This window comes from Janthinobacterium rivuli, from assembly GCF_029690045.1.
Taxonomy (GTDB): Bacteria; Pseudomonadota; Gammaproteobacteria; order Burkholderiales; family Burkholderiaceae_D; genus Janthinobacterium; species Janthinobacterium rivuli.
This window is the reverse complement of record NZ_CP121464.1, coordinates 3792333-3814521: the sequence shown is the minus strand read 5'-3', so window position 1 is coordinate 3814521 and position 22189 is coordinate 3792333. Positions and strand designations below refer to the sequence as shown.

General features: G+C 63.3%; 18 protein-coding genes. 16 read left to right on the top strand and 2 right to left on the bottom strand.

Features of this window, described 5'->3' with window-relative positions; genetic code table 11:
• Nucleotides 1–46: 46 nt before the first annotated feature.
• From P9875_RS17310 to P9875_RS17295, 4 genes are all read left to right on the top strand, one after another.
• Nucleotides 47–460 carry a hemerythrin domain-containing protein gene (locus P9875_RS17310; RefSeq protein WP_099402142.1) on the top strand — a complete coding sequence of 138 codons (414 nt, stop codon included), beginning with the start codon at nucleotides 47–49 and terminating at the stop codon, nucleotides 458–460.
• Nucleotides 461–492: 32 nt separating this feature from the next.
• Nucleotides 493–1674 (top strand): NO-inducible flavohemoprotein, encoded by a 1182-nt coding sequence (gene hmpA, locus P9875_RS17305; RefSeq protein WP_278316059.1) that lies wholly within the window; start codon nucleotides 493–495, stop codon nucleotides 1672–1674.
• 128 nt (nucleotides 1675–1802) lie between these two features.
• Nucleotides 1803–2111: a DUF485 domain-containing protein gene (locus P9875_RS17300; protein WP_278316058.1), complete on the top strand. Its 309-nt coding sequence runs from the start codon at nucleotides 1803–1805 to the stop codon at nucleotides 2109–2111.
• Complete coding sequence (locus P9875_RS17295; protein WP_278316057.1) at nucleotides 2108–3790, top strand: cation acetate symporter; 1683 nt, start codon at nucleotides 2108–2110, stop codon at nucleotides 3788–3790. The genes P9875_RS17300 and P9875_RS17295 overlap by 4 nt, the downstream gene beginning before the upstream one ends.
• Nucleotides 3791–3853: 63 nt before the next feature.
• Here P9875_RS17295 and P9875_RS17290 read toward each other — a convergent pair whose 3' ends face one another.
• Nucleotides 3854–4309 carry an RrF2 family transcriptional regulator gene (locus P9875_RS17290; RefSeq protein ID WP_035819341.1) on the bottom strand — a complete coding sequence of 152 codons (456 nt, stop codon included), beginning with the start codon at nucleotides 4307–4309 and terminating at the stop codon, nucleotides 3854–3856.
• A gap of 341 nt (nucleotides 4310–4650) precedes the next feature.
• Between P9875_RS17290 and ppc the strand changes: the two genes are divergently transcribed.
• The 12 genes from ppc to P9875_RS17230 all read left to right on the top strand — a co-directional run bounded on the left by ppc (nucleotide 4651) and on the right by P9875_RS17230 (nucleotide 21510).
• Entirely contained in the window at nucleotides 4651–7404 is a 2754-nt protein-coding gene (ppc, locus tag P9875_RS17285; protein ID WP_278316056.1) for a phosphoenolpyruvate carboxylase, read from the top strand.
• 110 nt (nucleotides 7405–7514) lie between these two features.
• Nucleotides 7515–8525 carry a type I glyceraldehyde-3-phosphate dehydrogenase gene (gap, locus tag P9875_RS17280; protein WP_278316055.1) on the top strand — a complete coding sequence of 337 codons (1011 nt, stop codon included), beginning with the start codon at nucleotides 7515–7517 and terminating at the stop codon, nucleotides 8523–8525.
• Between the two features lie 86 nt (nucleotides 8526–8611).
• A complete protein-coding gene (gene pyk, locus P9875_RS17275) occupies nucleotides 8612–10072 on the top strand; it encodes a pyruvate kinase (protein WP_081922461.1) in 1461 nt (486 codons plus the stop codon).
• A gap of 37 nt (nucleotides 10073–10109) precedes the next feature.
• Nucleotides 10110–10403: a hypothetical protein gene (locus P9875_RS17270; protein ID WP_278316054.1), complete on the top strand. Its 294-nt coding sequence runs from the start codon at nucleotides 10110–10112 to the stop codon at nucleotides 10401–10403.
• A 60-nt stretch (nucleotides 10404–10463) separates the two neighbouring features.
• The gene (locus P9875_RS17265) at nucleotides 10464–10952 is read left to right on the top strand and encodes a DUF3617 domain-containing protein (RefSeq protein ID WP_278316053.1); all 489 of its coding nucleotides are present in this window, start codon (nucleotides 10464–10466) and stop codon (nucleotides 10950–10952) included.
• Between the two features lie 134 nt (nucleotides 10953–11086).
• Complete coding sequence (locus tag P9875_RS17260; RefSeq protein ID WP_278316052.1) at nucleotides 11087–11593, top strand: sigma-70 family RNA polymerase sigma factor; 507 nt, start codon at nucleotides 11087–11089, stop codon at nucleotides 11591–11593.
• A complete protein-coding gene (locus P9875_RS17255; RefSeq protein WP_278316051.1) occupies nucleotides 11590–12555 on the top strand; it encodes a FecR domain-containing protein in 966 nt (321 codons plus the stop codon). The genes P9875_RS17260 and P9875_RS17255 overlap by 4 nt, the downstream gene beginning before the upstream one ends.
• Nucleotides 12556–12879: 324 nt before the next feature.
• On the top strand, nucleotides 12880–15339 hold the full coding sequence (locus P9875_RS17250) for a TonB-dependent siderophore receptor (protein WP_278316050.1): 2460 nt from the start codon (nucleotides 12880–12882) through the stop codon (nucleotides 15337–15339).
• 74 nt (nucleotides 15340–15413) lie between these two features.
• Nucleotides 15414–15782: a hypothetical protein gene (locus tag P9875_RS17245; RefSeq protein WP_219309628.1), complete on the top strand. Its 369-nt coding sequence runs from the start codon at nucleotides 15414–15416 to the stop codon at nucleotides 15780–15782.
• A complete protein-coding gene (locus P9875_RS17240; protein WP_278316049.1) occupies nucleotides 15779–16435 on the top strand; it encodes a hypothetical protein in 657 nt (218 codons plus the stop codon). Before P9875_RS17245 ends, P9875_RS17240 begins: the two co-directional genes overlap by 4 nt.
• A 358-nt stretch (nucleotides 16436–16793) precedes the next feature.
• Entirely contained in the window at nucleotides 16794–20501 is a 3708-nt protein-coding gene (locus P9875_RS17235; protein ID WP_278316048.1) for a PAS domain S-box protein, read from the top strand.
• Between the two features lie 13 nt (nucleotides 20502–20514).
• The gene (locus P9875_RS17230) at nucleotides 20515–21510 is read left to right on the top strand and encodes an HD domain-containing phosphohydrolase (RefSeq protein ID WP_176389884.1); all 996 of its coding nucleotides are present in this window, start codon (nucleotides 20515–20517) and stop codon (nucleotides 21508–21510) included.
• A gap of 11 nt (nucleotides 21511–21521) precedes the next feature.
• Here P9875_RS17230 and P9875_RS17225 read toward each other — a convergent pair whose 3' ends face one another.
• The gene (locus P9875_RS17225; protein ID WP_278316047.1) at nucleotides 21522–22163 is read right to left on the bottom strand and encodes an RES domain-containing protein; all 642 of its coding nucleotides are present in this window, start codon (nucleotides 22161–22163) and stop codon (nucleotides 21522–21524) included.
• Nucleotides 22164–22189 lie beyond the last annotated feature (26 nt).

The window sequence follows — 22189 nt, the reverse complement described above, 5'->3', positions numbered from 1 at the left end:
AAGCGAATTCCGCTACACTGGCAACACTCAACAAGAGAAACACGCCATGAATATCGACAAATTCAAACAGCAGCACCTGGACATCCTGGCCGCCATCGACGACTTGCGCCAGTTGGCGCGCGGCGGTGTGGCCGCGCAGGCACAGGCCATTGCCGAACAGATCATCGCCATGAGCGGCTTGATCAAGCTGCACCTGGCCGTCGAGCAGCGCTACCTGTATCCGGCCGCGCAAGCGTCCGGCGTGGCCAAGGTGGCACAACTGGGACGCCAGTACGAAAACGAAATGCACGGCATCGCCGGCGCCTACCTCGATTTCGCCGGCCGCTGGAATACGCCAGTGCGCCTGGAAGCGGAACCCGAAGCCTTTCGCAGCGAAGCCAATACCGTCCTGCACGCGCTGTTCCAGCGCATGCGGCGCGAAGACCATGAGTTATATCCAGCCGTAGAGACGCTGGCCTAGACCGATTACTTACATTCTCACAGGAGTTCCACATGCTGACCCAAGAACAACGCGCCATCATCACGGCCACCGTCCCCATCCTCGAGCAGGGCGGTGAAGCGCTGACGCGCCACTTCTACAAGAATCTGTTCCGCGACCATCCGGAAGTGCTGCCGTACTTTAACCAGGCGCACCAGCACAGCGGCGACCAGCAGCGCGCGCTGGCGAATGGCGTGCTGATGTATGCCAAACATATCGATCAACTCGATGCGCTCGGTGACCTCGTATCGATCATCGTCAACAAACACGTGGCCCTGCAGATCCGCGCCGAGCACTATCCGCTGGTCGGTGCCAGCCTGCTGCAGGCGATCCGCGAAGTGCTGGGTGAACAAGTGGCCAGCGACGCCGTCATCGATGCCTGGGGCGCGGCTTATGGCCAGCTGGCAGATATTTTGGCGGGCGAAGAAGGGCGCATCTACAAGGCGCAGGCGGCCGCGCCGGGTGGCTGGAGCGGCGCGCGCGACTTTTTAGTGCGCAGCAAGACGGTGGAAAGCGAAGAGATCACCTCCTTCCTGCTGGCGCCCGCCGATGGCCAGCCCGTGCTTGACTTTGCGCCAGGCCAGTACATCGGCGTGGTGGCCACGGTCGATGGCGTGCCCATGCGCCGCCAGTATTCCTTGTCCGCCGCCAGCAATGGCCAGACCTACCGCATCAGCGTCAAGCGCGAAGCGGGCGGCAAGGTGTCGACATTCTTCCACGATAATGTGCAGGCAGGCGACACGGTGCAGCTGACGCCGCCATCGGGCGACTTCGTGCTGCGCGATGGCGACAAGCCGCTGGTGCTGATCAGCGGCGGCGTGGGCATCACGCCGACCCTGGCCATGCTGACGGAGGCCCTGCGCGGCAAGCGTCCCGTGCATTTCATCCACGCGGCGCGCCACCACGGCGTGCACGCGTTCCGCGCGCAGATCGACGAGCTGGCCGCGCAGCACCCGCAGTTGCAGCGCTTTTACTGCTACGCGGAACATGGTGGTGAACACGACGCGCCGGACGCCGTCGGCTTGCTGAATAAAGAGCAATTGAATCACTGGCTGCCGGCCTCGCGCGACGTCGATGCCTATTTCCTGGGACCGCAGCCATTCATGCGGGCCGTCAAGCAATACCTGCGCGAACTGGGCGTGCCGGAACAGCAGACGCACCATGAATTCTTCGGACCGGCTGCCGCCTTGAACTGATTTTCTGCCTGCCTTGTGTTGTCCCTGCGAGAAAAAACGCTGCCGTAAGGGGCGGGTAAGTCTCGCGCTGTACTGTGAATCCAAGCTCGCACAAAAGAGCACGCTTTTACATAACAGGAGGCAACACAATGCATGACGATCTGGTTCAAAAAATCAAGGGCGACCCCAGCTATCATCAACTGGTCAAGGTGCGTTCCCGCTTCGGCTGGGCGCTGACTGGCCTGATGATGCTGGTGTACTACGGCTACATCCTGCTCATCGCCTTCAACAAGGAATTTCTGGCCACGAAAACGGGCGCGGGCGTGATGACCTGGGGCATGCCGATCGGCCTGTTCGTCATCGTGTTTACCGTGCTGATCACCGGCATCTATGTGCGCCGCGCCAACAAGCAATTCGACGACCTGACCAGCGCCATCCAGGCACGGGTGCAGGCATGAGCGCCGCCAAGCATGTGCTGCGCGGCGTGTCTTGCCTGAGTGCATTGGCATTGCTGGGCGCCAGCAGCAGCGTGCTGGCGGCCGGCGCCGACCTGGGCCAGGCAGTCAAGCAACCGACCAACTGGACGGCGATCATCATGTTCGCCGCCTTCGTCATTTTTACCTTGTTCATCACCAAGTGGGCGGCCGCGAAGACCAAGTCGGCTTCCGATTTCTACACGGCTGGCGGCGGCATCACGGGTTTCCAGAATGGCCTGGCGATTGCCGGCGACTATATGTCGGCCGCATCGTTCCTCGGTATTTCCGCCGCCGTCTTTTTGAACGGCTACGATGGCCTGATCTATGCCATCGGCTTTCTCGTCGGCTGGCCCATCATCACCTTTTTGATGGCCGAGCGCTTGCGTAACCTGGGCCGCTACACGTTTGCCGACGTGGCCGCCTACCGTTTCAAGCAGGCGCCGATCCGCATCTTTTCCGCTTCCGGCACGCTCGTCGTGGTGGCGTTTTACCTGATCGCGCAGATGGTGGGCGCGGGCCAGCTGATCAAGCTGCTGTTCGGCCTCGAGTACTGGATCGCCGTCGTCCTGGTCGGTACCTTGATGATGATTTACGTGCTGTTCGGCGGCATGACGGCCACCACCTGGGTGCAGATCATCAAGGCCGTGATGTTGCTGGGCGGCGCCACCTTCATGGCCGTGGCCGTGCTGGCGCAATTCAACTTCAGCCCGGAAGCGCTGTTCGCCAAGTCGGTGGACGTGCACGCCACCAAGGAAGCCATCATGGGCCCCGGTTCCTTCATCAAGGATCCGATCTCGGCCATCTCCTTCGGCATGGCGCTGATGTTCGGCACGGCCGGCCTGCCGCACATCCTGATGCGTTTCTTCACGGTGCCGAGCGCCAAGGAAGCGCGCAAATCCGTGTTCTGGGCCACCACCTGGATCGCCTATTTCTACATTCTGACCTTCATTATCGGTTTTGGCGCCATCGTGCTGGTGAGCACCAATCCCGAGTTCAAGGATGCCGCCGGCAAGCTGCTGGGCGGTAACAACATGGCGGCCGTGCATCTGGCCAAGGCCGTGGGCGGCAACGTCTTCCTCGGCTTCATGTCGGCGGTCGCGTTCGCCACCATCCTCGCCGTCGTGGCGGGCCTGACCCTGTCGGGCGCGTCGGCCGTGTCGCACGATCTGTATGCGACCGTCATCAAGAAGGGCAAGGCGACGGGCGCCAACGAACTGAAAGTGTCGCGCGTGACGACGATCGTGCTGGGCATCATCGCCGTGGTGCTCGGTATCGCCTTTGAAAAGCAGAACATCGCCTTCATGGTCTCGCTGGCTTTCGCGATTGCCGCTTCGGCCAACTTCCCCGTGCTGTTCATGTCGGTGCTGTGGAAGGATTGCACCACGCGGGGCGCCACCATCGGCGGCTTCCTCGGCTTGATCACGGCCGTCGCGCTGACGGTGGTGTCGAAGTCCGTGTGGGTCGACGTGCTCGGCCATGGCGAAGCGCTGTTCCCGTATGCCTCGCCGGCGCTGTTCTCGATGACGGCCGGCTTCGTCGGCATCTGGCTGTTCTCGGTGCTCGACAAGAGCCCCCGCGCGCGCATCGACCGCGCCGGCTACGAAGCGCAGCAAATGCGTTCGGAAACGGGCATCGGCGCGGCAGGCGCCAGCGCGCATTGATGTTTTAGATAGTTGCTGAAAGAGACAATGCCCGGTTCGCCGGGCATTGTTGTTTTTGCGCGCTTACTTTGCCACGCGCAGGGGGATGACGCCGGCCGCCAGCGCGGGCGCGCCTGGCGTCGCTTCGAGTATCGATGCCAGGGTCACCGTGTCGAGCACGGCCAGAAAGGCGGCCGTGGCCTGGCCCAGCTTGGCCTTCAGCAGGCAATCTGGTGTGAGTGGGCAGGTATTGCTTTCCTTGTTAAAACATTCCGCCATGAAAAAATCGCTTTCCGTCTCGCGCACAACGGTGCCGATATTGATCTCGGCCGGGTCGCGCGCCAGGCGCAGGCCGCCATTTCTGCCGCGCACCGTTTCCACGATGCCTGACAGGCCCAGCTGGTGCACCACCTTCATCAAATGATTCTTCGAGATGGAGTGCAGGTCGGCGATGTCCTGGATGGTCACGAGGCGGTCGCGGTGCACGCCCAGGTACATCAGGGTGCGCAGGGTGTAGTCGGTATAGGCAGTCAGTCGCATGGGGTATCGTTCATAAGATGTGGATTACATCCTTGTTTCAACCGCAGCATACAGGAGAGTGCCGGCCGCGTGTGTTGCGCCGTCACTTTTCAGCCTCGAAAGACAAAAGTTGATTGCCTTTCGCTTAAATGCGTAGTAAATTTTCATATTGTTGCCATGGCAAACAGCTCGTAAGCCCTTGTCGGCCCTTTGAGTAGGATTTTTTTTGATGGAAATCAAGAGGATGGTGAAGCAATAAGGTAAATTTACTACAAATTCGACGATGGGCGTTTCCCGGGCCGGGAAGCGCGAACTACGCAATCTGTGCGGTGCCGCCGTGGCCGCCCCAGGAAATACATACCATGCAAATGAATGAAGTGAAAGACGAGCTGCTGAGCAGCGATATCCGCCAGCTGGGCCGTCTGCTGGGCGACGCCATCCGTAACCACCTGGGCGACCCCGCCTTCGAGCGCATCGAACATGTGCGCCAGCTGGCCATCCGTTTCCGCCGCGACAATGATGAAGCGGCGCGCGCGCAGCTGTCGGACGCGCTGCAAGCGCTGTCGCAGGAAGAAACCACGCAATTGACGCGCGCTTTCAGCTATTTCTCGCTGCTGGCCAATATTGCGGAAGATCAACATCACATCCGCCGCACGCGCGCCCATTTGATCGCCGGTTCGCCGCCGCGCCAGGGTAGCCTCAGCCATGCCGTCGGCAATGTGTTTGACGCGGGCAAGGCCGATGCGCTGGAAACCTTCTTTGAAGATGCGTTCGTCAGCCCTGTCTTCACGGCGCACCCGACGGAAGTGCAGCGCAAGAGCATCCAGAATTGCCAGATGGCCATCGCGCGCCTGTTGAGCGAGCGCGACCGTGTGCAAATGACGCCGGAAGAAGCCGAGCAAAACGAAGAAGCGCTGGGACGCGGCATCGTCACCCTGTGGCAGACGCGTCTGCTGCGCACCAGCAAGCTGTCCGTCATGGATGAAGTGGCCAATGGCCTGTCGTTCTACGACCACACGATTTTGCGCGAATTGCCGAAATTGTATTCCTCGCTGGAAACCATGCTGGCCCAGCGCGATGCCCGCTGGGAAGATGCGGAATTACCCAATTTCATGAAGGTCGGCAGCTGGATCGGCGGCGACCGCGACGGCAACCCCTTCGTCACGGCCGACATCCTGCGCAGCACCCTGCAAACGCAGGCCGACAAGGTGCTCGATTTTTACCTGGGCGAATTGCGCAAGCTCGCTTCGCAACTGTCGCTGGCGCAAATACTGAACGCCTGCAGCGAACCGCTGCGCGCGCTGGCGGAACGCTCGGCCGATGCGTCGCCGCACCGCGTGGACGAGCCGTACCGCCGCGCCTTGCATGGCATCCATGCGCGCCTGGAAGGCACGCGCGTCGTCTTGTGCGGTAAAGGCAAGCAAGCCGACGGCGTACAGCCCTACGCGGCCGCTGCCGAACTGCTGGCCGACCTGGACGTGGTCCAGCATTCGCTCGTCAGCAATGGCTTGCGCGCGCTGGCCCGTGGCCGGCTGCGCCAGCTGCGCCGCGCCGTCAAGGTTTTCGGTTTCTCGCTGGCGCCGCTGGACTTGCGCCAGAATTCCGACGTGCATGAGCGCATCGTGGGCGAACTGTTCGCCGGCGCCCAGCCGGGCCTCGTCTACCTCGACCTCGACGAAGAACAGCGCATCAGCTTGCTGCTGGCCGAGCTGGAGTCGCCACGCCTGCTGACGTCGCCGTATGCGCAATACTCGGAAGAAACGACGTCCGAACTCGACATCTTCCGCGCCGTGCGCGAAGCGCACGTCAAATACGGCAAGGAATCTGTGCCGAACTGCATCATCTCGAAGGCAGCCAGTGTCTCGGACTTGCTGGAAGTGGCTTTGCTGCTGAAAGAAGTGGGCTTGCTGCGCCAGGACAGCCGCGAAGTGGATGTCAACATCATTCCCCTGTTTGAAACCATCGACGACTTGCGCGCCGGCCCCGCCATCATGGCGCGCGCCTTCGGCTTGCCGTTCTACCGTGGCTTGCTCGAATCGCGCGCGGACCAGCAGGAAGTCATGCTCGGCTATTCGGACAGCAACAAGGACGGCGGCTTCCTCACGTCCGGCTGGGAGCTCTACAAGGCCGAGATCGAGCTGGTGACGGTCTTCAAGCAATACCAGATCAAGCTGCGCTTGTTCCACGGCCGCGGTGGTTCCGTGGGCCGCGGCGGCGGACCCAGCTACGAAGCCATCCTGGCCCAGCCGGCGGGCGCCGTGCAGGGACAGATCCGCCTGACGGAGCAGGGTGAAGTCATTACGGCCAAGTATGCAAACCCGGAAGTAGGGCGCCGCAACCTGGAAGTGCTGGTGGCTGCCACCATCCAGTCGACCCTGTTGCCGCAGGCCCAGCTGCAGCCGAAGGCGTCGGCCGGCGCGGGCCATTTGGCCGCGATGGAAGAGCTGTCCGGCACGGCTCTGAACGCCTACCGCGACCTCGTCTACGGCACGGATGGCTTTGAACAGTATTTCTGGGAATCGACGGTGATCGCGGAAATTGCCGCCCTGAACATCGGCAGCCGTCCCGCCTCGCGCAAGAAATCCACGTCCATCGAGGATTTGCGCGCCATTCCCTGGGTCTTGAGCTGGGCGCAATGCCGCTTGATGCTGCCGGGCTGGTTCGGTTTCGGTTCCGCCGTGCAAGCCTACCTGGCCGCCCATCCCGCCGATGGCGCGGACGTACTGCGCGGCATGTACACGGACTGGCCATTCTTCACGTCCTTGCTGTCGAACATGGATATGGTGCTGGCCAAGAGCGACATCGCCATTGCCGGCAAGTATGCGGAACTCGTCAAGGATAAAGTATTGCGCGAGGCCATCTTCACGCGCATCCGTGCCGAATATGCGGCCACCCTCGACGCCTTGAAACTGATCACGGGCCAGGAAGAGTTGCAGCAAGCTAATCCGCTGATGCAGCGGTCCATACGCAACCGTTTCCCGTATATCGACCCGCTCAACCACGTGCAGGTGGAGCTGTTGAAACGCTTCCGCGAGGGCAAGCAGGATGCAGCAGCGCGCACGGGGATACATTTGTCGATCAATGGGATTGCGGCGGGGTTGCGGAACAGCGGTTAATGAAAATCAAGCCCAACAGCTAAGGCTGGGGTCGTACCCTCAGGGTACGACCCCGGTACTTGCACTTGGGTTGGCTTTACGAACTCAGCAGAAAACAACAAGGAGACAGCATGACCATCAAAGTTGCCATCAATGGCTATGGCCGCATCGGCCGCAATGTCTTGCGCGCGTTTTATGAAGGCGGCAAGCAGCAGGATATCGAGATCGTCGCCATCAACGACCTGGGCGACGCCAAGTCGAATGCCCATCTGACGCGCTACGACACGGTGCACGGCAAGTTTCCCGGCGTCGTCACTATCGATGGCGAAAACATGCTCGTCAATGGCGACCGCATCCGCGTGTTCGCGCAGCGCGACCCGGCCCTGATACCGTGGGGCGAACTTGGTGTCGACGTGGTGCTCGAATGCACGGGTTTCTTCACGACCAAGGAAAAAGCGTCGGCCCATTTGAAGGGCGGGGCGAAAAAAGTCATCATTTCGGCACCGGGCGGCAAGGACGTGGACGCCACCATCGTGTTCGGCGTCAACCAGCATGTCTTGAAGGCATCGGATACGGTCATTTCCAACGCGTCGTGCACGACGAATTGCCTGGCGCCATTAGTCAAACCCCTCAACGACGCCATCGGCATCGAATCGGGCCTGATGACCACCGTGCACGCCTACACGAATGACCAGGTCTTGTCCGACGTGATGCATGAAGACTTGCGCCGCGCCCGCTCGGCCACGCATTCGATGATTCCCACCAAGACGGGTGCGGCGGCCGCTGTGGGCCTCGTCTTGCCGGAACTGAATGGCAAGCTGGACGGCTTTGCCATCCGCGTGCCGACGATTAACGTCTCGCTGGTCGACCTGTCCTTCATCGCCAAGCGCGACACCAGCGTCGAGGAAGTCAACGCCTTGCTGAAAACGGCGTCGGAAGGCGCCCTGCAGGGCATCCTGACGTACCAGACGGAACCGCTCGTATCCATCGATTTCAACCACAACCCCGCTTCGTCGAACTTCGATTCGACCCTAACCAAGGTTTCGGGCCGCCTCGTGAAAGTGTCGTCGTGGTACGACAACGAATGGGGCTTCTCGAACCGCATGTTGGACACCACGGTCGCCCTGATGGCGGCCAGGTAAGAACGTAGTACCGCTGATCCAGCGCACCAGGACGGCCGGCCCACAAGGCTGGCCCTTGTAGCAACTTATTTTAGAAAGCAGCAACCATGACCATGCAAGTACAGCAACGCGCCACCAAGATCGTTTCCACCATCGGCCCCGCTTCGAACGATATCGACACCCTGGTCCGCATGTTCAAGGCCGGCGTCGACGTCGTGCGCCTGAACTTTTCGCATGGCAAGGCACAAGACCATATCGACCGCGCCCGCATGGTGCGCGAAGCGGCAGCCCTGTGCGGCCGCGAAGTGGCCATCATGGCCGACTTGCAAGGCCCGAAGATTCGCGTCGGCAAGTTTGAAGAAGGCAAGATTTTCCTGGAAAACGGCGCCAAGTTCATCCTCGACGCGAAATGGGGCGAAAACGGTGAACTGGGCAATCTCGAGCGCTGCGGCCTCGACTACAAGGAATTGCCGCGCGACTTGCGCGCCGCCGACGTATTGCTGCTCAACGACGGCCTGATCGTGCTGACGGTCGATAAAGTCGTCGGCAGCGAAATCCACACCACCGTCAAGATCGGCGGCGAATTGTCGAACAACAAGGGCATCAACCGCCAGGGCGGCGGCTTGTCGGCGCCAGCGCTGACGGCCAAGGATATGGAAGACGTGAAAACGGCGATGAGCTTCCAGGCCGATTACGTGGCCGTCTCGTTTCCGAAAAATGCCACCGATATGGTCATGGCGCGCCAGCTGGCCAATATCGCCGGCGAAGCGTGGGACCACAAGCCGATGATGATCGCCAAGATCGAGCGCGCGGAAGCCATTCCTGCGCTGCAAGAAATTCTCGACGCGTCCGACGGCATCATGGTGGCTCGTGGCGACCTGGCCGTGGAAGTGGGCAATGCGGCTGTGCCGGCCTTGCAAAAACGCATGATCAAGATGGCGCGCGCGTCGAACAAGCTGGCCATTACGGCCACGCAGATGATGGAATCGATGATCGTCAACGCCGTGCCGACCCGTGCGGAAGTGTCCGACGTGGCCAATGCCGTGCTCGACGGTACGGACGCCGTCATGACGTCGGCGGAAACGGCGTCTGGCCGCTATCCGATCGAAACGGTGGAAGCGATGGCCGCCATCTGCCTGGACGCGGAGAAATGGGATACTTGCAAGCTGGACGCCGATTTCCTCAACGCCACGTTCTCGCGCATCGACCAGTCGATCGCGTATGGCGCCCTGTTTACGGCCCACCATTTGCGCGTCAAAGCGATTGCCACCCTGACGGAATCGGGCTCCACGGCACTGTGGATGAGCCGCTGCAACATCGACATCCCCATCGTCGCCTTGACGCCGAGCGTGGGCACGCGCCGCAAGCTGGCCCTGTACCGCAACGTCAGCACCCTGGAACTGACGTCCGGCACGGACCGCGACAAGGTCTTGCAGCAGGCGGAAGATTTGCTGGTCGAGCATAAAGTCGTGGCCAAGGGCGACACCGTCGTGCTGACCTGGGGCGAGCCGATGGGCAAGGTCGGCGGCACGAACGCGCTGAAAATCATGAAGATCGGCCAGCACTGACCGTCTCGCCCGCCGCCAGTCGCCTGCAGCCTTAAGAATGGCTGAAAAACAGGCGCTTGGCCACCCGCCGCAATGGCAGATGCCCAATCTGCCATTGCGGTCGCCCCATTTCCGTGTCAGCATGGCTTTCCTGCCTTCCAGGGCGCATCCGGAGTTCATGATGACCGAGTATTTGCCTGCCTTGATCTGGTCGCTGTCGGCCTTCGCTTGCCTCTTCATCGCCAAACGCCGCGCCTTGCGAATAACGGCCATCCGTGCCGTATTGGTGACTTTCCTGGGGCCGTTTGTTATTCCCTTCGTGCTGGCCGCAAGGCCCGAGATACGCCGCTAAGCGTGTGGCCTGCCCGCGTTCCTCTTTGCTATATTTAAACTTTTAGCTAAAGGAATGCCCATGCAGCGCAGCGCGCCCCTGTTTCTGATGACCATCCTTGCCCTGTCCACGGCCACGGCCACGTTCGCTTCGGCGGCCGAGCCGGCGCAGCGCTTGCAACGTGCCACCGGACTGTGGAAGGTGACGCCCGCGACCTCCCCATTTTCCTGGGAAATCTGCGTCGACCACGCGCGCGACCGCCTGATCGACGATGACCTGTGGTCTGATTTTGAACAGGAATGCCAGATCGAGTCGCACAGCCGCCAGGGCGATAGTTACCATTTTCAATCCAGCTGTCCGGACGCCAGGCTGGCCGTCACCTTCAAGGGCGACCTGGCCAGGGCATATACCCTGAGCGCCGACACCACCGTGCAAGTCAATGGCAAGAGCGAAGTGCAGCGCACGGAACTGGCGGCCGTGTTCCAGGGCGCTTGTCCGGCCGGGCTGGCGCCGGGAGCGAAGAAAATGCGCGGCGGCATGGTGATGAAGAGCTTGTATACCGACCGCTAGAAGATTACCGCCACGCTGAAACAACAGTTTCCAGGGATAGGCAGGCATTGGCATTGACGCCGGAGGCCATGATTTGTGATAATGAGAATTATTATCAATTAGCCGCGCATTGCCTTGCGCGCATCGGAGTCCCAGTGAACATTGCGCAGTCCAGCGAGTCGATAGCCGGCATTTACAGCCACCACCATGGCTGGCTGATGCGCTGGCTGCGCGCCAAGCTGCAGTGCGCCGACCATGCGGCCGACCTGGCACACGATACCTTCGTGCGCCTGCTGACGGCGCCGCCGGAGAACCGGCAAGCCTTGCGCGAACCGCGCGCCTATCTGACGACCGTGGCGCAGCGCCTGCTGATCGATCATTACCGGCGCCTGTCGCTGGAGCAGGCCTGGCTGGAAACGCTGGCGCAGCAGCCTGAATTGCTGATGCAGTCGCCGGAAGAACGGCTGCTCGTGCGCGAAGCCCTGCAGCGCATCGATGCCATGCTCGACGGCTTGCCGCCGCCGGTACGCAGCGCCTTCCTGTTGGCCCACGTTGACGGCCTCGGCTACGGGGAAATCGCCCGGCGCCTGGCCGTGAGCGAGCGCAGCATCAAGCGCTACATGGTGCAGGCGTTCGAGCGCTGCATCCTGCTGATCCTGTGAGCGCCATCGATCCCCGCGCCGCACGCGCGGCGGCGCAATGGCTGGTGCGCCTGCACGGGGGCGCCTTGACTCACGACGAGCAGCAAGCGTTCCATGCCTGGCGCGCCAGCGATCCCGCGCATGAAGCGGCCTGGCAGCGGGCCGAACTGGTGTGCAGCACCCTGGCCAGCGTGCCGCCCGCCCTGCGCCAGGCGGCGGACGCGGCGGTGCCGTCGCCGCAGCGGCGCGCCGTGCTCTATGGCCTGGCGGGGCTGATCGCGGCCGGGCCGGCCCTGTGGCTGGCCAGCCAGTCGGCGCCCTGGCAAGCGTGGCGCGCCGACATCCGCACGGCCAGGGGCGAAATCCGCCACATGACATTACCCGACGGCACGCAGCTGGTGCTCAATACGGACACGGCCATCGACGTGCACTACGGAGCGGAGGAGCGGCTGGTGATGCTGCATGCCGGTGAAATCCATGTCGCCACGGCGCAGGACGGGGCCGTGCCGGCGCGTCCGTTTCTCGTGCGCAGCAGCAATGGCGCCGTGCGCGCGCTGGGCACGCATTTCAGCGTGCGCCAGCGTGGTAGCGTGCTGGCGCCGCGCACCGAGGTCAGCGTCAGCGAGGGGGCCGTCGAGATCGCGCCATCGCAGGCGCCCGAGGCATTGCACAGGGTCGATGCAGGCCGGCAGGGCAGTTTCGACGACGTGGCCGTTTCGGCCCTGACGCCGTTGTCACCGCATGCGGATGCCTGGCTGCGGGGCGTACTGATCGCCGAGCGCATGCCGCTGGGCGAGGTGCTGGAGCAGGTGGCGCGCTACCGCTATGGCGTGCTGCGCTGCGATCCCGCGCTGGCCGCCATGCCCGTGGACGGCATTTTCCAGCTGAACGATCCGGACAACATCCTGCTGTTACTGCAGCGCTCTCTGCCAATCCGGCTGGCGCGCCGCACGCGCTACTGGATCAGTGTCGAGGCGGCTTGAGCTGGTCGGCTTACGCGCGGCTGCGCCCCGCTAAGCCGACCTACGGTTTGTGCGGATATGGGCGGTTTGGCGTGCTTGTGTAGGTCGGCTTAGCCCGCAGGGCGTAAGCCGACAGGCAACACCGGCTGGCTTTGTCGGCTTACGCGTGGCTGCGCCCCGCTAAGCCGACCTACGGTGTTCCGTCTAGCAAATATGCGCCACTATTTACATTTTCCTTGTCCCTTTTTGCGGATTGCTTCGTCATACAAGATAGAGAACGAACAATCCGAACCATCGAAAGGGCTTTACATGGCTTTGCAGCAGCGCAATTTGACAACGGCACGCATGACGCTCCATCCCACCACCGGCGCCGTGCGCGCCGCGCTGGTCCTGTTCCTCGCCGTGGGCGCCGCCGGCGCCGGCTTGCCGCAAATGGCGCTGGCCGCCGAGTCCGCCCCGGCCGTCACCGCACGCGACTATCATATCCCCGCCGGCAGCCTGCGCGACGCGTTGCCCGCGTTTGCCATCGCCGCCGGGATCAATCTGTCCACCCAGGGCGTGGCGCTCGACGGCCTGGCGACGCCGGGCTTGCAGGGGCGCCATGGTGTCACGGCCGGCCTGCAAAAACTGCTGCAAGGCAGCGGCCTCGAAGTGACGGACGGTGGCAATGGCAATTACCTGCTGCGCAAGATCAATGCCAGCACGGCCGATGGCGGCCTGGCCAGCATGCCGGCCGTGGTCGTCAGCGCCGAAGCCGACCGCGCCACGGAAGGCACGGGGCTATACACGTCGAGGAATATGTCGACGGCCACGGGCTTGAACTTGTCGCAGCGCCACACGCCGCAAACGGTGAGCGTCATTTCGCGTCAGCAAATGGAAGATTTTGATCTGACCACCCTGCAGGATGTGGCGCGCGCCACGCCCGGCATCTATGGCAAGACGCAGGGCGTGTCCGACCAGGAAACCAGGTATTTCGCGCGCGGCTTCGCCTTGAGCCACGTGAATGTCGATGGCTTGCCGCTCGACGTCACGGATTTCAATGAGCGCAACGTCTCGGCCGACATGCTGATGTACGACCGCGTGGAAGTGGTGCGCGGCGCCACCGGCCTGATGGAAGGGGCGGGCGCGCCGTCTGGCAGCATCAACATGGTGCGCAAGCGTCCCACGGCCACGCCCTTGCTGGACGCCTCCATTCACCTGGGAAGCTGGAAGGACCGGCAATTGACGGTGGACGCCAGCAATGCGCTGAACGACTCGGGCAAGGTGCGCGGGCGCGTGGCGGCCAGCCTGCGCGACAGCGATAGTTTTGTGGACGTGGTCAACAACAAAAACAGCACCGTGTATGCGATCGTCGAGGCGGACCTGACGCCATCGACCACGGCCGGCATCGGTTTTTCGCGCCAGCACAGCCGCACCGGCGGCGTGTTCGTCGGCTTGCCGACCTTGCTTGACGGCCGTCACATGGACTTGCCCCGCTCGACTTTCCTGAACAATGCTGATTCCTTCCAGAAACGCGACAACAACGTCGTCTTCGCCGACCTGGAAACAAAGCTGGAGAAGGGCTGGCGCAGCCGCTTTGCCATCACGCATATCGACGCCTCGTCGGACACGCGCAATACCACCAACAGCCGCGTCGCTGGTGAAACGTATCTGCTGGAACAGTCGGAAACGGGCTGGAAGTACGGCACGCAACAAGTGGTGGCGGACTGGCGCTTGAGCGGCCCCGTCACCTGGTTCGGCCGCCAGCATGACGTGATCGTCGGCGCCAGCTACCGCCATGACGATTCGGACGCGGCCCAGAGCTGGGAAGGCGCGCAAACGCGCGTGATCGATATCCGCCACTGGAATCCGCGCGCCTATCGCATGAACGGCGCGCCATTTGAGCCGTACAACTGGGGCCGCAAGACGGACGAGAAGGGCCTGTACGCGGCCGGCAACTTCAGCCTGGCCGATCCGCTGCGCCTGGTGCTGGGCGGGCGCTTCGGCTGGTATGCGCAGGATGTCACGGGCTGGTATGCCACCAATCCGGCGTGGCGCCGCAGCCTGACGGAGAACGCGAAATTTACGCCGTACGCTGGCCTCGTCTACGACCTGGACCAGCACCACTCCATGTATGCGAGCGGCACGCAGATATTCGAGCCGCAAAGCGTGCTCGATGTCAAAGGCAGTACCTTGCCGCCGTTGAGCGGCACCAACCTGGAAGTGGGCGTCAAGGGAGAATATTTTGGCGGCAGGCTTAACGCCAGCGGCGCCTTGTTCCGCATCCGGCAAAACAACCGCGCCATGACCGATGAAGTCAATTGCCCCACGGGCGGCCCCATCTATTGCGCCCGCGCGGCCGGTCAAGTGCAGAGCGAAGGCGTCGACTTGCAATTGTCGGGCTCACCATTGCCGGGCTGGCAGATTTCGGGAGGCTACACCTATGTGCTGGCCAAGTACACAAAGGACAGCGTGGCCGCCAACATCGGCCAGCGCATCGCCACCGATGAACCGAAGCAATTGTTCAAGCTGTACACGAACGTGCAGCTGAGCGGCAGCCTGGCGCCATGGAATGTGGGTGCCTCCGTGTACGCGCAGGACAAGATATACCGCCGCGATACGGCTTATCTGACGCGGCAGGGCGGCTACGCCACCGTCGGGCTGACGGCCGGCTATCGCATCAACGAGCAGCTGCAGCTGCGCGTGAATATCGATAACGTGCTCGACCGCCGCTACTATCAGGCGCTCGGCTATTCCTGGTCGGGCGGGCTGGAGCGCTACGGCGCGCCGCGCAGCGTGCTTGTTTCGCTGAACTACAAGATGTAGCGGCTGCGCCAGCAGAGCGCGCCTGTGCGGGCGCCTCTGCTACACTGCCGCCGTCTTTATCTTTCTCCTTTGCCATGACCGCTACTCCTGTCCTTACGCCCCTGAAAAGCGCCTTCCAGCAATCGCGCGCCGAGAATAACATCGAGCTGATCCTGCCTGAACTGCTGGCCGCGCAACTGCACGTCGTGATCGGCGGGCAAAGCGAGCAGATCGACCTGTTCCTCGTGCCGTCGCCCAATCCCGAGCGCCAGTGCGTCACGGTGGCGGAAGACCTGGCCTTCCTGGCCGGCATCGCCTTTCCGAAGATTCCCGTCACGGGTGCGCAATTGGTCGCCTCGATTCCTGCGGAGATCGAAATCGTCATCCTGCATGGCGACGGCGCCAATTACCTGACGCGCGAGCAACTGGCGTGGTTCCGCGGCATGCTGGCGCAGCATACTTGAGCGGCATTCCCGCCAGGCGATTCAAGCCGGCGCGCGCGGAATGGATACGCTTTGCGGCCGCCGACGATGCCAGCGCGCAAGCGGCGATGCTGGCCAATCTGCGTCCCGTGCTGTGGCGCAGCGTGCTGCTGGGCGGCTGCGCCCTGATCCTCGCCTTTGTCGGACAAGCCGTCTGGCGCGATGCGGCGTACGCGGGCGAGGCAGTGCTGCTGCTCCTGCCGGCGCTGGCCGCATGGATCGTCGCTCTGTTCGTGCTGACTGGCCCCGCTCTGTCTTTTCATGTCGAAATCAACGACGCCGGCCTGTTGCTGCGCCGGGTGGCGCGGCGCCTGCCTGGCCATGACAAGGTGCTGCAACTGGCGCCGCGGCAGATCCGCGCGCTCGAGGTAGTGACCTACGCGGGCGCGGTGAATGTCTATCGCGGCGGGCCGCCGATGGCGCGCGTGGAGCTGCTGCTGCACACGACCCTCGGCGACTGTCCGCTGATCCGCGTGGTGGGCATGGATCTGCCCGTGCCGCAGCGCTGGTCCTTGCGGCAGATCACCGACGAGCTAAGCGACCGCTGTACGCTGGCCGGTATCCCTGTGGCCGTGCGGGCCGGTCCCACTTATCAGGCATCTGCCGCCATACGCGCGCAGTGGCCGCCAGCCTGAACAGACGAGCGCTGTCGCATGGCGACCTCAGAATATTGCCTTTCTTGTCATAATATTGCTGAAGTCCTATGAATATGTTCGCAAAGCAACTATACTCATGGCTCTTTAAAAATCATCGTCACGCTGGCGGCCAGCCATCCGCGCCAGAGTTCGTACGCATTCCGCTTTTTCCCTCTGTAAAAAGCACCTTTCCCCCGCGCGGCAGGCGCGGGCGTGATGACCGAGCCTTGCCCTGGTCGACTGCTACCGTTGTCTTTTCCGCTGTGTTGCCGCTTTAGTAAAAAGCGTGGCGCCGGCGCGCGCGGTGCGCCGTCATGTTTTGCGACGTCACGTTTCACTCTATTGAGTTCACGACAGTATGCTGAGTTCCATCTTTGCCGTATCGACCGATACCATGCAGTACATCTATGGCACGCACAATGCGTGGCTGGTGCTGTTTTCCATCGGCATCGCCATCTTTGCCTCGTTCATGGCCCTGCAGATCGCCGGCATGGCGCGCAGCAGCGAGCGCGGCTTCCAGCGCCAGACGGCCATCATCACGGGCGCCATCGCGCTGGGCGGCGGCATCTGGTCGATGCACTTCATCGGCATGCTGGCTTTCGACATTTGCACGCGCGTGTCCTTCGACCCCAGCCTGACCTTGCTGTCCATGCTGCCCGGCGTGGCCGCTTCGTGGGTGGCGCTGCACATGCTGGCGCGTCCGAGCATCAACTGGCGCCAGCTGGTGGTGGGCGGCGTGCTCGTCGGCGTGGGCATCGGTTCCATGCATTACAGCGGCATGGCCGCCATGCAGACTTCGCTGACCCTGCATTACCAGCCGTGGCTGTTCGCCCTGTCGCTGGTGGTGGCGGTCGTCATGGCCATGCTCGCGCTGTGGATACGCTTCGGCCTGAGCGCCATGCGTTTGCGCCTCAGTCCCCTGGCGTCCTTGCTGGTCAGCAGCGTCGTCATGGGGTTGGCCATTTCCGGCATGCATTACACGGGCATGCTGGCGGCGCGCTTTTCCGGCACGCCCACGGCGGGCGACAACACGATCACGGTGCAAGCGTCGTTCGTGGCGCTGGCTGTGGCCCTGATCACCGTCACCCTGACCGTCTTCGTGGCCGCCGCGAATGGCTTGCTGCGCTACCGCCAGTTGCTGCGCCACGCCAGCGCCAGCGAATCGCGCCTGCGCGCCATCGTCGATACGGCGGCCGACGGCTTGATCACCATCGATGGCCAGGGCAAGGTGCGTTCCTTCAATCCGGCCGCGGAAAGCCTGTTCGGCTGGCGCGAAGCGGACATCGTGGGGCGCGACGCCAGCGTGCTGCTGCAGCCGGCCGACGCGGCCGAGTACCAGGGCTATCTGCGCGACTACCTGGAAACGGGCGCCTCGCGCATCCTCGACAGCGGACGCGAACTCGATGGCTGCCACAAGGATGGCACGGTGCTGCCCATGCGCGTGGCGATCGGCAAGATCGACACGCCGGGCCAGCCTCTGTTCGTGGCGTTCGTCACGGACATGCGCTCGTCGCGCAGCATGGAGCAGGCGCTGAAAGACAGCGAGCGCCAGTACCGCACCCTGATCCGCAATATCCCCGGCGTGTCCTTCCACTGCAGCTTCGCGCCCGAATGGAAGATGATCTTCATCAGCGACGCCGTTTTCAACCTGACGGGCTGGATGCCGCAGGACTTCATCGAGGGACGCGTGCGCCTGTTCGACCTCGTGCACCCGGACGACCGCCAGCGCGTCAACGACACCTGCGTGCAGGCGGCCGGCGAAAAGCGCGATTTCGAAAACGTCTACCGCATGATGCACCGCGACGGGCGCGAGCGCTGGGTGCGCGAAAGCAGCGGCCCCGTGCTCGATAACGACGGCGTGGTGCGCTGGATCGACGGCGTCATCCTCGATATCACGGAAAGCGAATTGCGCAACGCCGAATACGAAGGCAAGGTGACTGCCATCTCGCGCGCGACGGCCGTCGCCGAGTTTGACCTGCAGGGGCGCATCCTGGCGGCCAACGAGAACTTCCTCGACCTGGTCGGCTACCGGCTCGACGACGTGCTGGGCCTGCACCACAGCATCTTCTGCGAACCGGGCTATGTGACCTCGCCCGATTACATCGCGTTCTGGCAGCACCTGGCGCAAGGTGAATTCAACACGGGCGAGTACAAGCGCATCGGCAAGGATGGCGGCGAAGTGTGGATACAGGCCTCGTACAACCCGATCTTCAACACGGACGGCAAGCCGTTCAAGGTGGTCAAGCTGGCCACCGACGTGAGCGAACGGCGCGCCATGCAGGAAAACCTGCGTGCGGCAAAAGACCGCGCCGAACTGGCCGCCGAATCGAAGACCAGCTTCCTGGCCAATATGAGCCATGAAATCCGCACGCCGATGAACGCCATCATCGGCTTCACGGAAGTGCTGCTGGGGACGGCCCTGGACAGCCTGCAGCGCCGCCATCTGGGCACGGTGCGCCAGTCGGCCCGCTCGCTGCTGGAACTGCTGAACGACATCCTCGATATGGCCAAGCTGGAAAAGGGCGCGACCGAACTGGAACTGGTGGACTTTTCGCTGCCCGACCTGGTCGATCACGTGGCCGCGTCGCTGCGCGTCACGGCGCAGGCGCGCGACCTGGTGCTGCATGTCGACGTCAATCCCGGCATGGGCCAGTTCTTCCTGGGCGACGCGCGCCGGGTGCAGCAGGTGCTGACGAACTTGATCGGTAACGCTGTCAAGTTCACGGAAGTGGGCCATGTGCGCGTGGCCGTCGGCATGCAGGGCGAGCAGGTGCATATCGCCGTGCATGACACGGGCATCGGCATTCCTGCCGACCGCCTGGATAAAATCTTTGCCCCGTTTACGCAAGCCGATTCCTCGATGAGCCGGCGCTTTGGCGGCACGGGCTTGGGCACGACGATTTCGCTGCAGCTGGTCGAGCTGATGAAAGGCACCATCACGGTGGAAAGCACCCTGGGCGTGGGCAGCGTGTTCCACGTACTGCTGCCGCTGGCGCCGGGCAAGGCCGTGGCGCGCCGCAGCGAGCAACCGGTGGTGGCCCTGCCGCCGCTGCGCATCCTGGCGGCCGACGACGTGCCGCAGAACGTGGAGCTGCTCTTGATCAGCCTGGGCGCGGCCGGCCACCAGGTGATCGCCGCCAGCGATGGCGAGAGCGCCGTGCGCGAGTTCAGCAAGGGCAGTTTCGACATCGTCCTGATGGACGTGCAGATGCCGCGCATGGATGGCCTGGAAGCGGCGCGCCTGATCCGCGTGTTCGAGCGCGAACAGGGCCTCAAGGCGACGCCCATCATCGCCCTGACGGCCAGCGTGCTGGAACAGGACCGGCGCGCCGCGCAGACGGCCGGCATGAACGGCTTCGCTTCGAAGCCGCTGGAAATGCACAAGCTGACGGCGGAAATCGCCCGCCTGCTCGATATCGCCGTGGCCATGCCGCCGCCAGCGGCTGGCGCGGCGGCGCGTGCGGCGGCCGGCCAGGTCGACTGGCAGCGCGGCATCGCCCTGTGGGGCGGACGCGAAGCCTTGCAGCGCGCGATTGGCCGCTTCGTGCAGGCCAATGGCGATTGCGCCGCCATGCTGGCGGCGGAACTGGAGCGCGGCGGCGTCAGCGTGGCCGGTCATCTGCTGCACCGTATCAAGGGCGCGGCGGGCAACCTGTGCCTGGTGCAGGTCGAAAGCCTGCTGGGACGCATCGAGCAAGCCATCGCGCGCCAGCTGCCGGTGACGCAATTGCTGGTGCAGCTGGCGGCCGCCTTCATGGCGCTCGCCGGCGAGCTGGAAGAGGCGGGGCTGCCGGCCGTGGCCATGCAGGCGCCGGCCACCGGCGCGCTTCTCGATGCATCCGCCGCGGGCGCCTTGCTGCGGCAAGCCATCGCCAGCCTGGAAGGCGGGCAACTGGACGACGCCCTGATGGCGCAGATCGCCGCCATGCTGGCGCCGCACGGCCAGCAGCCGCGCCTGCAGGCGCTGGCCAGCGCCATCGACGACTTTGAATTTGCGCGCGCCGCGGGCGTGCTGCGCCAGCTGCTGGCGTGGCTGGAAACGCCAGCGCCTGCCGACCTTTCCTGATACTGGGCTAACGATGACCTTACACGAAGACAAACCGATCCTGCTGCTGGTCGACGATGAAGCGACGAATCTGCAGGTGCTGCGCCAGATTTTGCAGGACGATTACCGCCTGCTGTATGCGAAGGATGGCGAGAAGGCGCTGGAGCTGGCGCAGAACAATCCCGTCGAACTGATCCTGCTCGACATCATGATGCCCGCCATGACGGGCTATGAAGTGTGCCGGCAATTGAAGGCCATGCCGGCCACCGCGTCCATCCCCGTCATTTTTGTGACGGCCCTGTGCGACGTGAAGGACGAGGCGGACGGCTTTGATGCCGGCGCCGTCGACTACATCACGAAACCCGTCAGCCCGCCCATCGTGCGCGCCCGCGTGCGCACGCATCTGTCGCTGGTGGACGCCGAGGAATTGCGCCGCTCGCGCCTGCAGGTGATCCAGACCCTGGGCCAGGCGGCCGAATACAAGGACAACGAGACGGGCATGCACGTCATCCGCATGAGCTATTACGCGCGCCAGCTGGCACTGGCGGCCGGCTACAGCGCGGCCAGGGCGGAAGATTTATTGAATGCGGCGCCCATGCACGACGTGGGCAAGATCGGCATCCCCGACGCCATCCTGCAAAAGCCGGGCAAGCTCGATGCGGACGAATGGCAAGTCATGCGCCGCCACGCGGAAATCGGCGCGGCGATCATCGGCGAGCACGCAAGCGGCCTGCTGAAAATGGCGCGCACCATCGCCCTGACGCACCACGAGAAATGGGATGGCAGCGGCTATCCGCAAGGCTTGAAAGGCGAGGAAATCCCCCATGAAGGCCGCATCGTCGCCATTGCCGACGTCTTCGACGCCCTCACCAGCGAACGCCCGTACAAGCGCGCCTGGACCATCGACGAAGCCATCGCCACCATGCAGCGCGACAGCGGCACGCACTTCGACCCGGAGCTGCTGGCGCTGTTCGTGGAACAGCTGCCAGCCATGCTGGAGATCAAGGACAAGTGGCGCGAGCCGGTATAGGGAGTCTCAGCTCAGGGCGGGTCCACGCGCAGGTGATCGGCCAGCAACTGTGCATACGCAGCGCTGTCGCCGAATGCCAGCTGTGAGCACGACATGGTCTGGCCCAAGGTTGCCATGTGGCGCGATGAAATGGCATACGCAAGTTTGCCGGGCTGGCGGCGCGATGGATACAGGAAACCATGGATCTGGCCTTTTTCCTGTGCGATGATCTGATCCAGCTGCCAGCCCAGCCATTGGTACCAGCCGTGATCGGGGCTGCGCAATTGGTCAAAAATGCCGAGCCGGCTGGCGGCCAGCCCTGTCAGATCGAGCAATTGCAGCGGGGCGCTGAATGACAAGGTTGCGATCAGCGCTTGTTTCGCCCTGTGCGCGATGTAAAAGGTGCCCGGGCGCGTGACGTCGTTGCGGCAAAGCTGGGCTTCCCAGGCTGCCGTGTATGCATCCTCCGCAATATATACCCAGTGATAGGGGAAGCCGTTTGAGTCAGCCAGCTCGGCGGGCGGCCCGAAGCGGTAGGTGCGTTCGACCTTCGCCGGCCAGATGGATGCCACGTTCCACGCTGCGCGTATCAGGGCCTGGCCAGTTGGAAAGGTGACGATATTGCGCAATAATTCTGCGCTCAACGATGCCAGCGCCGGCAGGCGCGCAGCCATGTCCGCTGGGACGGGGGACGTTGTAT

Coding starts and splice junctions, on each gene's coding strand:
- P9875_RS17310 (WP_099402142.1), top strand. CDS start 47: ATGAATATCGACAAATTCAAACAGCAGCACCTGGACATCCTGGCCGCC.
- hmpA (WP_278316059.1), top strand. CDS start 493: ATGCTGACCCAAGAACAACGCGCCATCATCACGGCCACCGTCCCCATC.
- P9875_RS17300 (WP_278316058.1), top strand. CDS start 1,803: ATGCATGACGATCTGGTTCAAAAAATCAAGGGCGACCCCAGCTATCAT.
- P9875_RS17295 (WP_278316057.1), top strand. CDS start 2,108: ATGAGCGCCGCCAAGCATGTGCTGCGCGGCGTGTCTTGCCTGAGTGCA.
- P9875_RS17290 (WP_035819341.1), bottom strand. CDS start 4,309: ATGCGACTGACTGCCTATACCGACTACACCCTGCGCACCCTGATGTAC.
- ppc (WP_278316056.1), top strand. CDS start 4,651: ATGCAAATGAATGAAGTGAAAGACGAGCTGCTGAGCAGCGATATCCGC.
- gap (WP_278316055.1), top strand. CDS start 7,515: ATGACCATCAAAGTTGCCATCAATGGCTATGGCCGCATCGGCCGCAAT.
- pyk (WP_081922461.1), top strand. CDS start 8,612: ATGACCATGCAAGTACAGCAACGCGCCACCAAGATCGTTTCCACCATC.
- P9875_RS17270 (WP_278316054.1), top strand. CDS start 10,110: ATGGCTGAAAAACAGGCGCTTGGCCACCCGCCGCAATGGCAGATGCCC.
- P9875_RS17265 (WP_278316053.1), top strand. CDS start 10,464: ATGCAGCGCAGCGCGCCCCTGTTTCTGATGACCATCCTTGCCCTGTCC.
- P9875_RS17250 (WP_278316050.1), top strand. CDS start 12,880: ATGACGCTCCATCCCACCACCGGCGCCGTGCGCGCCGCGCTGGTCCTG.
- P9875_RS17245 (WP_219309628.1), top strand. CDS start 15,414: ATGACCGCTACTCCTGTCCTTACGCCCCTGAAAAGCGCCTTCCAGCAA.
- P9875_RS17235 (WP_278316048.1), top strand. CDS start 16,794: ATGCTGAGTTCCATCTTTGCCGTATCGACCGATACCATGCAGTACATC.
- P9875_RS17230 (WP_176389884.1), top strand. CDS start 20,515: ATGACCTTACACGAAGACAAACCGATCCTGCTGCTGGTCGACGATGAA.
- P9875_RS17225 (WP_278316047.1), bottom strand. CDS start 22,163: ATGGCTGCGCGCCTGCCGGCGCTGGCATCGTTGAGCGCAGAATTATTG.